This is a genomic window from Blastomonas sp. UPD001, assembly GCF_003426715.1.
Classification (GTDB): domain Bacteria; phylum Pseudomonadota; class Alphaproteobacteria; order Sphingomonadales; family Sphingomonadaceae; genus Blastomonas.
In genome coordinates, this window is record NZ_QKVT01000001.1 from 435,267 (window position 1) to 445,864 (window position 10,598).

At 65.1% G+C, this 10,598-nt stretch carries 8 protein-coding genes and 1 pseudogene; 2 read left to right on the forward strand and 7 right to left on the reverse strand.

What is annotated here, in order from left to right:
• From DM995_RS02110 to DM995_RS02120, 3 genes are all read right to left on the reverse strand, one after another.
• A partial coding sequence (locus DM995_RS02110) for a carboxyl transferase domain-containing protein (RefSeq protein ID WP_286164921.1) occupies positions 1 to 896 on the reverse strand: 896 nt, incomplete at its 3' end.
• Positions 897 to 940: 44 nt separating this feature from the next.
• Positions 941 to 1,510, reverse strand: coding sequence for a peroxiredoxin (locus tag DM995_RS02115; RefSeq protein ID WP_116968340.1), 570 nt, complete (start codon positions 1,508 to 1,510; stop codon positions 941 to 943).
• A 64-nt stretch (positions 1,511 to 1,574) separates the two neighbouring features.
• A complete protein-coding gene (locus DM995_RS02120) occupies positions 1,575 to 2,336 on the reverse strand; it encodes a hypothetical protein (RefSeq protein WP_023837464.1) in 762 nt (253 codons plus the stop codon).
• Positions 2,337 to 2,657: 321 nt separating this feature from the next.
• Between DM995_RS02120 and DM995_RS02125 the strand changes: the two genes are divergently transcribed.
• Positions 2,658 to 3,119: a YybH family protein gene (locus DM995_RS02125; RefSeq protein WP_502696598.1), complete on the forward strand. Its 462-nt coding sequence runs from the start codon at positions 2,658 to 2,660 to the stop codon at positions 3,117 to 3,119.
• Between the two features lie 132 nt (positions 3,120 to 3,251).
• Here DM995_RS02125 and DM995_RS02130 read toward each other — a convergent pair whose 3' ends face one another.
• The 4 genes and pseudogenes from DM995_RS02130 to DM995_RS02145 form a co-directional block, all read right to left on the reverse strand.
• The gene (locus tag DM995_RS02130; RefSeq protein ID WP_023838966.1) at positions 3,252 to 3,551 is read right to left on the reverse strand and encodes a hypothetical protein; all 300 of its coding nucleotides are present in this window, start codon (positions 3,549 to 3,551) and stop codon (positions 3,252 to 3,254) included.
• Between the two features lie 40 nt (positions 3,552 to 3,591).
• Positions 3,592 to 5,951, reverse strand: a pseudogene (locus DM995_RS02135) (M16 family metallopeptidase).
• Between the two features lie 132 nt (positions 5,952 to 6,083).
• A complete protein-coding gene (locus DM995_RS02140) occupies positions 6,084 to 8,228 on the reverse strand; it encodes an acylase (RefSeq protein ID WP_116968341.1) in 2,145 nt (714 codons plus the stop codon).
• 71 nt (positions 8,229 to 8,299) lie between these two features.
• Complete coding sequence (locus tag DM995_RS02145; RefSeq protein ID WP_116968342.1) at positions 8,300 to 9,382, reverse strand: Rieske 2Fe-2S domain-containing protein; 1,083 nt, start codon at positions 9,380 to 9,382, stop codon at positions 8,300 to 8,302.
• A 111-nt stretch (positions 9,383 to 9,493) separates the two neighbouring features.
• Between DM995_RS02145 and DM995_RS02150 the strand changes: the two genes are divergently transcribed.
• A complete protein-coding gene (locus DM995_RS02150; RefSeq protein WP_116968343.1) occupies positions 9,494 to 10,183 on the forward strand; it encodes a GntR family transcriptional regulator in 690 nt (229 codons plus the stop codon).
• Positions 10,184 to 10,598: the final 415 nt, after the last annotated feature.

Consider the following 10,598-nt stretch of genomic DNA (forward strand, 5'->3'; position numbering starts at 1 on the left):
CCGTGATCGAACGCCTGCGCCAGCACCCGACGCATCGCATAGACCTGGCCCGGATCGCGCGGCACCGCGCTGAGCAGCACCTCTTCGCGGCGATCGACCGGATCGTCGCACGGCGCGCGCGCTGCGAGGCTGTCGACCGAGGAGGGCAGGTAGCTCAGGAAACGCCGCGCGACGGCAAAGGCTTCGGCCTCGCTCGCCACCTCCTCGTCGACCACGCCGTTGCGGCAATGGATTTCCGTGCCGCCCAGCTGCTCCTTGTCGACCGTCTCGCCGATCGCGGCAGCGACCGCCGGGCCGGCGGCAAACAGCTGCGACAGGCCCTTGACCATCACCGAATAATGGCTCGCCACCGTGCGCGCCGCGCCGAGCCCCGCCGTCGGGCCAAGCGCGAGCGCCACGACGGGAACGGTGTCCAGATTGGTGACGATATGCTCCCAGCCGGGCACCATCGGCACATAGGTGTAGCCCATCGTCTCGAGCGTCTTGACCGATCCGCCTCCGCCGGTGCCGTCGATCATGCGGACGAGCGGCAGGCGCAGTTCGTGCGCCATCGCCTCGCACTGGACAAACTTGCGGTGCAGAGCCGCATCGGCCGCCCCGCCGCGCACGGTGAAATCGTCGGCGCTGGCGACGATCGCGCGGCCGTCGATATCGCCGCGACCGAAGATGAAATTGGAAGGCGCCAGATCGACCAGATCGCCGTTCTCATCGTAGCTGCCGCGCCCGGCGATCTTGCCGATCTCGCGAAAGCTGCCCGGATCGAGCAGCGCGTCGATCCGTGCGCGCGCATCCATCTTGCCGCGCGCATGTTGCCGCGCAACCTTGTCTTCCCCACCCATCTTCTCGGCCAGCGCACGGCGCCGGGCGAGCTCGTCGATCTCTTCCTGCCAACTCATGCAGCGACGCTAGCGCGCGGCGTTGCGTCGGTCACGCAGGAAAATCAGCCCTTTTTCCTGGCCATGGACTGGACCGCGCCGAGCGTCAGCTTGACATGGTCGCGATAGTCCATGTCGTCATGGACGAAGGTGACGCGGCCATTGGGCGCGACGACCAGGCTGGTGCGCCCGGTCATGTTGGGTCGACCGGCGAGGCCCACGCCATAGGCCTGGATCATCGCGGGCGTGGCCTGCGCGACGGTGAACTTGCTCTGACAGGCTTCGGTGGAGAATTTCTTGAGCTCGTCGATACCATCCGCCGACAGGCCGATCACGGTTGCGCCCGCCTTCCTGAACTCCGCCATGCGCGTGGCGAATTCGTGCGCCTCCGCAGTGCAGCCGCTGGTGAACGCCTTGGGGAAGAAATAGAGGACGACCGGGCCCTTTTTCAGCTCGTTGGCGAGGCTCAGCTTATAGGCCTTGCCTGCCTTGGCGCCGGTAGTGGTGAACATCGGGGCCTTGCCGCCGATCGCGATCTTGCCCGCGTCCGCAGCGACGGCAGGGGCTTCGGTCAGCATCGCGGAAGTGCCGGTGGCGAGGGCAAGAGCGGAAAGCGAAAGTGCAAATGCGCGCATGTCGAAGGACCCCTTTGTTCGTGATGCCCGAAACTTAGGGCTGCAAAGCCGAAATTCCAGCGCGTCAGGCAAATTCGCGCGCAATTTCATCAGCATCGGGCTCGGCCAGCTGGCGATAGATGCCGGCATAGACGCAAACCATCAGCACCGACAGCAGCATGCTGACCACGGCGTCGATCAGCATGGTCAGCGTTTCGGCAATCGGGCCTTCCAGCGCCAGCCTGATGACGATGCCGAACACCGTCACGCTGGTGATATAAACGAAGAATGCCGTCACCGCGACGACCAGCACGAAAATCAGGATGCGCCCGCTATTGCCCTTGGTCAGCGCCCAGGATCGCCGCATCGGTGCGATGATCGTATGGACACGCTCTGCCGCCATGACGGGTCCGGCAACGATCAGCTTCACGAAAATGTAGATGCCGGGCAGGATGAAGGCGAGCGATCCGAGAAAGGTCAATACGCCGCTCAGCACGCCCATGGCGTAATAAGGCAGGATGATCGACAGGCCGCGCCGCATCGCCTCGCGCACGTTGGGGCGGCGACGGTCGAGCATCAGCAGCAGCATGACGATGCTGGCAAAGCCGTTGAGGAGGCCGATCAGGATGATCCACCCGTAATTGGCCTCGTAGAAAGCCTGCATATTGGCATAGATCGTCGCGAGATCGGCATCGGGCGGGCTTTGCGGCCGCGGAACGAACATCGCGAATGCGAGGCTGGGCAGCAGGATGAACACGCCCGCCACGCTCAGCAGGAGTTCGCGATTGCCTCTGAACAGCTGCATCACGTCGTTCCAGCAGCCGGAAAGATCGAGCTTGCGTGTCATGGCGGGATTGGCCTCACTGGCTAAAGCGACTAAAGGCCTGCGCTAAACGCCGCACGGGCGCCGCGCAAGGCATTTGCCGCGCGGTCCGTCGCGCGCCGACAGGCAGGACCGATGACAGCAGAACTGACCGAAACCGCGATCCGCACGATTTCCGCACCCGAATGGCGGGTGTCGCCAGGGCTGACGGCCTATCCGGACGCTCTGGCGGAGATGGAGGCGCGCAATGGCGCGATCGAGCGCGGCGAGTTCCGGCGAAAGCCGGATTCCAGGGGCGGTGGGCACAAGATCGCTCTGGGCTCCGGCTTTCGCCGGAGAACGGGTTTGGCTGCCTTGGCGGTGATCGCCGCGATACCTGCGCGCGCCGAAGCGCCGACGCCCGAGGCCGAAATTCGCACGGTGATTGCCGACATGGAAGCGGCCTGGAATCGAGGCGATTTCGAAGGCTATATGCGCGGCTTTCTGAACCCCGGCGTGGTGTTCGTCTCGCGCGGGCAGTTCCAGCGCGACTGGCAGGGGACGCTCGACCATTATGTCCGCGATTATGGCGGATCGCCGGAGAAGCGCGGGACGCTGCATTTCTATGACATCAGGGTGGAGATGCTGGCCCCGGATGCGGCGCAGCTGATCAGCCGCTACCATCTCGATCGGGCAGAAAGCCCGCAATATGGCATCAACACGCGGCTGATGCGCAAGGTGGGTGGCCGCTGGGTGATCGCGCTCAACCATGTCTCGTCGAGTGAGACGCCCGATCCCAACGACCCGGTCGAAGCGCACCGCCCATAAAAAAACCTCCCCTGCAAGGGGAGGTGGCTCGCCAGAGGCGAGACGGAGGGGTGTCCACTTCCAATCCGGGCGACACCCCTCCACCATCCTGCGGATGGTCCCCCTCCCCCGCTGGGGGAGGATTGATCCGGCTTACGCCTTGCGGGTGCCGCTCATCGCCATGGTGCCGAACGCGCCGGCCTTGATCTGGCCGGTGATGGTGTCGCCGTCGACGGTGGCGGTGCCCTCGAGCTTCATCGGCATCGGCACCTTCATGTCCATCGTCCAGGTCAGCGTGTTGCCGTCGACCTTGCCGTCGGTGATGTCTAGCGAGCCCATCTGGCCGGCATTCGATCCGGTCCAGCTGTCGCCATCGACATTGACGGTCAGCACCGACTTCTGGTCGCCCATCGGCGACTTGGTCACGCAATCATATTGTCCAGCAACTGACATGGTATTGTCCTCTCTTCGTGGTGGGTTGAACGTTGGTGGCTTATTTGTCTCCGGCGGCAGGTGCCGCGCGGCGAACCTCGACGGGCATGCCCAGTTCCTTGAGCTGCGGCTCGACCTTGGCGGCATCGCCCACGATGACCCAGGTCAGCGTCTTCGGGTTGAGCGCGGTGCGCATCGCCCCGTTGAGCTTCTCGGCGTCCATGCTGCGATACTGCGCGGCCAGGCTTTCGGCATAGTTGGTCGGGCGACCATAAAGCGCGTCCGACTGCATCTGCGACAGCACCGCGGCCGAGCGCTCATAGGTGCCCGCCAGCTCCAGGCTGTTGCCCTTGACCGTGCGATCGAGTTCCTCAGGAGTCACGCCCTTGGAACCGATGAAGTCGTTCATCTGCTGGATGATCGCTGTGACCGACGGGCCGGTCTGGTTGGTCTGCACCGGCGCGAACGCCAGGAAGGGAACGTCGTTCTTCGGCCGCTGGATTAGCGTGCGGGTGCCGTAGGACCAGCCCTTGGTCTCGCGCAGGTCCATGTTGATCCGCGACAGGAAATCGCCGCCCAGGATGTCGTTCGCGGTTTCGAGCGCGAGCAGGTTGTCGGTGCCCTTGGCTTTCAGCACCTGGCCCGCGAGGATCAGCGACTGCGGCGAGTTGGGGCGGTCGATCAGGATGATGCGGCCCTGGCCCGCCGGGATCGCTGCGCTGAAATCCTTCTGCATCAGCGCCATGCGGTTCGACGGCCATTTGCCGAAGCGCTCTTCCAGCATCGGCATGATGTCCTTGAGACTGGTATCGCCGACCACGAAGATCGACGCGCGCTCGGGCCGCATCCACTGGGCGTGATAGGCGGCGAGCTGATCGCGCGTCAGCTTGGCGACCACCGCCGGATCGCCGGTGCCGGTCAGCGGCACGCCATAGGGGTGCGCCTGGCCGTAGAGCAGGGGCGGCAGGTTGCGCAGCGCAATGCCCTGGGGCTGGGTGAACTCGGCCTGGATGCGGGTGAGCTGCTGCACGCGCACGCGCTCCAGCTCCTTGGCGTCGAAGGCGGGGGTGCGGATGACATCAGCCAGCAGGTCGAGCGACGGACCCAGGTTCGCCTTCATCGCGCTCATCGAGACGATCGTGCGATCGAGGTCCGACGAGGCGTTGATGTTGACGCCCAGCCGCTCCTGCGCCTCGGCCAGCTGCACCGAATTGAGCTTCTGCGTGCCTTCCTGCAGCAGCGCGATCATCAGGCTGTTGGTGCCGAGAGCGTCCTTGGGGTCGCTGGCATAGCCGGCATCGAAGCTCACCGCGACGCGCACCACCGGAACGGCGGTCCGCTTGGCGAAGCGCACCTTGATGCCGTTCGAGAGCGTGGCTTCCTCGACATCGGGGAAGTCGAGATCGGGTACCGCGCCGGCTTCGGGGAAGGTCGAGCGATCGACCGCGGCGAGCGGCTGCTTGCTCGCGGCGCCTGCGGCCATCGCATCTTCGGCCATGCTCGAATAGAAGGCCGGTGCCGCCAAAACGCCGGTGCGCATTGCGGGGCCGCTGCCGGTCGCCTTGCCGGTTCCGCCCGCGACCTCCTGATAGGCATCGCGCTCACCGGGCAGCACGTGCAGCTTGGCGACGGGACGCGTCAGCCATTTCTGCCTTCAGGGCCCTTGGCGATGTCGCCGAAATATTTTTCGACCAGTGGCCTGGCTTCGGCGACGTTGATGTCGCCGGCCAGCACCAGAATGGCGTTGTTCGGGCCATAATGATCGGTGAACCACTTCTTCATGTCGTCGAGCGACGCGGCCTGCAGGTCCTCCATCGATCCGATTGTCGAATGGCCATAGGGATGCTCCGGCGGAGTGAGCATCTCGATCTGCTTGTATTCGACCAGGCCATAAGGCTGGTTGTCGCCCTGGCGCTTCTCGTTCTGCACCACGCCGATCTGGTTGGTCAGCTTTTCCTGGGTGATGCCGTTGAGCAGATGGCCCATGCGGTCGCTTTCCAGAAACAGCGCGCCTTCCAGCCCCGCCTTGGGCACGGTCTGGAAATAGTTGGTGCGGTCGAACCAGGTGGTGCCGTTATAGTCGGTCGCGCCCAGCTTCTTGAGATATTCGAAATAGTCGCCTTGCGCGTTCTCCGACCCGTTGAACATGATGTGCTCGAACAGGTGCGCATAGCCGGTCTTGCCCTTGGGCTCGTGCTTGGAGCCGACGTCATACCAGATCGACACCGCGACGATCGGGGCCTTGCGGTCCTCGTGCACGATGACGGTCAGGCCATTGGCGAGCGTGAACTGCTGATAGGGGATGTTCACCGTCTTGACGAGATCGGCGACCGGGGCGGCCTGTTGCGCCTGCGCGGGGGAAAGCGCCACGGCGAGCGCCAGCGAGGATACGGCGATCAGCGAGCGGAAGGGCTTGAGCATGGATATGAGGCCTCTCTTGGGAGCGTGTCGGTCTGTTCTATCGGGTGCCACCGGACTGTCGCAGATGCGCCGGTGCCGCCTGAGGGTTGCTGATTGAAACCATAAGACTTGCCCAACCGGTTTCAAGCGCAATCACGGGCGATAGCGCCGCTTGGCATGCGGCATCAGCGCTTCGCGGGTGAAATAGACGGGCTTCGTCTGGTGTTCGACGAACAGCTTGGCCTGGTCGGCATAATGCGGGCTGTCGGGCCGCGTCGTCGCCGCACCGAAGGGCTGGATCGAGCGCGAGGTCACGTTGCCGGCCTCGTCCCATTCGACGAACTGGATGAAGCTGTCGCCATGGCGCACGGCGAAGCGGCCGTCCTTCTCGTCGACGTCCCAGAGCGTCGCCGCGCGCAGCGTGTCCGATCCGCCGTCCATCGGCAGATCGACCTTGCCCTGGCGCAGCCGCAGCACGGTGCCGAGCTTCGGGTCGAGCGTGTTGAAATGCTTTTCGAGATGGTCGATCGCGGCGACCAGTTCCTTGCGCGGATCGGGCAGCGGCAGGCGGCGATAGCTCTGCCGCATCGCCGGACGCATCAGCATCAGCGCCAGCGCATCGCCCTTGCCCTTGCCGTCCATCTGCCAGTCCCAGGCGCGCAGCAGCGCCTGCGCTTGCGGGATGCGCTTGTCGCCATCGGGCTTGACCGCCAGCAGCGCGTTGATCCAGCCGGTGGCATAATCCGACCTGTCGTAACCCACATCGTACTTGATCCGCGCCAATGTCGCCGCGTCGATCTGTCCCGCCGCCTCGAACAGCTTGATTGCCTGGCGCGCGCGATTGGTCATGTCGTCCTCGATCCCCATCAGGGCCGAGAAGGTGGCGCGGTCGAGCTCGTCGTCGGGACCCGCCGCGACGAACGGCGTGTTGTTGGCGTTCATGATATAGCCGGACGCGGGATTGACCAGCAGCGGCACCCGGTCCCAGGGCAGGTGCGTCTTCCAGATCAGGTCGCTGCGGTCGCCGGGCAGCACGCCGCGCCAGTTCGCGCCCGGCTTGCGCGCCGGGAACAGCGCATTGTACGCCATCGCGATATTGCCCTGGGCATCGGCATAGATGAAATTGGTCGCGGGCACGCCCTGAATCGCCATCGCCTTCTGCCATTCGGCAAAATCGCGCGCCTTGTTGATCCTGAAATATTGCTCGAGCATCTTTAATTCGTCGATCCCGGCATAGCGGATCGCGAACGCGCCCTTTCCGTTCAGGATCACCGGGCCGTGCACCGAGCGGTAGACCGTCTGCGGCACGGGCACCGTGAAGGGCCCCATCTTGACCTTCAACCAGACGCGTTTCGCTTCGAGATCGCGCCACTGGCCGTCGAGCCGGTACTGCGTCCTGTCGTCGTTCAGCTCGAGTCTGTAGACATCGATCAGGTCGGGCCGGTTGACCGTGTTGGTCCAGCCGAGCGTCTTGTTGTGGCCCAGGAACGGATAGGGCGAACCGGGAAAGGTCGCGCCAGCAAAATCCCAGCCTTCTTCCGAATGCACCACCAGCTCGTACCAGGCGACGCCGCCGCGCCAGGGCTGGTGCGAGTTCGAGATCAGCCGCGTGACATTGTCGGTCGAGCGCGCCGGGGCGACGGCAAAGGCGTTCGATCCGTTCATGTCGGGCTCGGGACCGATCGGCGTCACGCGCGCGACTTCCTTGCCGGAGAGTTTCGGCCCGCCCTCGATCGGCAGGTCCTTGCCCTCGACCAGCGCGCCGAGCACCGAATCGAGCCCGAAGAAGAAGGGCGAGCGCAGCACGAAGCCAGCGGCAATGTCGCGGCCGTTGACCGGGAACAGCCCGGACAGGCGCACTTCTTCGGGATGCTTGTCGGCATAGTGATTGAGGCCCGCGGCATAGGCATCGAGCAACGCGCGGATATCGGCGGGCAGCGTATCGTACTTGCGATCGACGGTCCCGCGGATGTCGAGCAGATGCGCCGCAAAATCGACCTTCGCGCCGTCCTGACCCGTCAGCGCACCGGTGCGCGCGCGCGTCATCGCGGCGACTTCCTGAATCGTCGCAAAATCGTCCTCGCTATGGGCGTAGGCGACGCCATAGGCGACATCGGCATCGGTCCTGCCGAAGATATGCGGCACGCCGAAATCGTCGCGGACGATCTCCACGTCATACTGGCGCGACGCCGGGGCCTGGCCCGATTCGGCTACCAGCGGCTCCCACACGGCAAGCGCGATGGCGGTTACGACAACAAGGACGAGAAGGCTGAGCGCCAGACGTTTGAGCACACGCATGGCGCGCACCTTATCAAGCTATGCCCGCGCGTCTACTGACAATGATGTAGATAGGGGTGCGGGTTACCGCATCAACCCGCCTCCGCCGCAATCGCCTGTTCGATCAGCCGGCGCGAGCGCACACCGCCGGCGTCGATATTGAGCAGCAGCAGGCGGCGGTCGGGATAGAGGTCGAGGTTCTTCTGCTGGCGCTCGAGCATCTCCATGTCTTCGGCGAAGATCTTGCCCTGGCCGTCGCGGATGGTGGTGGTCAGCTCGGCATCGTCGACCGCAAAGCGGCGGGCCATGCCCCAGAAATACCAGTGCGATCCCTCGGTCTCGGGGGTCATGAAGTCGACCACCACCGAATAGGCCTTGCGCTCGAGCGGGGCCTCGTAGCCGCCCTCGCCGACGGGCGCGACGCCGACCTCGATCTCGACGCTGCTCGGCAGGTGGAAATGGCAGAGCTGCCAGCGATCGACCGGCCCGTTATCGGGAAGCCCGGCGCCGCGCAACGCCATCGCCCAGAAGGGCGGCGGGTCGATCGCGTCCATGAAGCGGCTGGTCACCACCTCGTCGCCGACCAGCCGGGTCTTGACCGGGGCCTCGTCGATCTCCTTCTGCCCGATGCTGGTCGAATGGACATAGGTCTCGTGCGTCAGGTCCATCAGGTTATCGATCATCAGCCGGTAGTCGCACCGGATATGGTACAGCCCGCCACCATAGGCCCAGCCTTCGTCCTCGGCCCATTCGAGGTGCCTGAGCTTCGCCGGATCGGCCGCATCGGCATCGCCCGGCCACACCCAGATGAAACCATAGCGCTCGATCACCGGAAAGGTGCGGATCGGCGGGAAACCGCCGACGCGCTGACCGGGCATGCCCTCGGTCTTGCCATGGCAGCCCATGGCGAGCCCGTGATAGCCGCAGACCAGTGCGCCATCGCGGACGAACCCGAGCGACAGCGGCGCGCCGCGATGCGGGCAGAAATCCTCGAGTGCCGCGACCTTGCCTTCCTTGCCCCGAAAGAACACCATCGGTTCGCCGCAGATCGTGCGGCCCAGCGGCTTGCCTTCGATCTCGTCGGGCATGCAGGCGACATACCAGGCGTTGCGCGGCCAGGGCGCGGTGGCGCGCGCGGCGGCGCTGCGCTCTTCCAGATCGGGGGCGGTGGCCATCGGTATCTCTCCTGAGGATGCTCGTTATTGGATCCAATAATGCAGTTTGCGGGAAGGTGCAAGCCGGATTGGGGGCTTGCCGGACCGGGCGCACGGGCTAAACAGGGTGGCATGACTGCCCCGATGAAGCCCGGCCAGCGCGTTCTGTTCGCGCTGCGCAAGATGATCGTTTCGGGCGAGATTCCCGATGGCGCGCGCATCGCCGAGATCGCCACGGCCGAACGCTTCGGCGTCTCGCGCATGCCGGTGCGCACCGCCTTGCGCACGCTCGAGCAGGAAGGGCTGGTGGCGAAGCTGGGGCGGCGCGGCTATGCGGCGCGCGGGGTCACGCCCGCCCAGATCGACGATGCGATCGAGGTGCGCGGCGTGCTCGAAGGGCTGGCGGTGCGGTTGATCGCCTCGCGCCCGATCGCGCCCGGCTTTGCGCGCAAGCTGAAGGCGGTGCTGGCCGAGGGCGACGCGCTGTTTGCGGGCGATGGCTTTGCCCCCGAGCATGTCGACCGTTTCTACAGCTACAATCTCGCGTTCCACGACTTGCTGCTCGAGGCCAGCGGCAACCGCGCGATCGGCGTCGCGCTGGCACGCAACAACCACCTGCCGCTCGCCTCGGCCGCGGCGCTGGCGCTGGACTGGGACGATCTCGCCAACGCGCGCGACCACCTCAAGGCCGCGCACGAGGAGCATCTCGCCGTGGCTGACGCCATGCTCTCGGGCCGCGCCGATGATGCCGAACAGCGCATGCGCCGCCACGCCCGCGCCGCGCTGAACCCCGGCGTGATGCCGCTGGTGGGGCCGGTCTGAGGGAGTATGACCGATCAGCTCTGCTCGAGCCCGCCGCAGTGTTTGTGACCACAGAGCGGGATCATGAACCGTCACCCTGAACTTGTTTCAGGGTCCATTCCGCCCCACGCGGCTTTGGCAATTGGTGCACGATGGATCCTGAACCAAGTTCAGGATGACGTTGATATCCACTGCAACCCAAATCGCGGGGTCTTCGACAGGCTCAGGCTGAGCGGGGTGGGGATGAGGTGACCGCAAGGACGGAGACTAACAAATCAACTCGCGATGCGGAAGTCGCTCTCGCGCCGCTTTCTCCCCCCGCCTCGCACCCCGTCATTCCCGCGAAAGCGGGAATCCCGCTTCTGCGTCCCGCCGACAGACAAAGCGGGACCCCGTGAGTTCACGGAACAAGTGCAACACCTGCTAAGATGGTGTT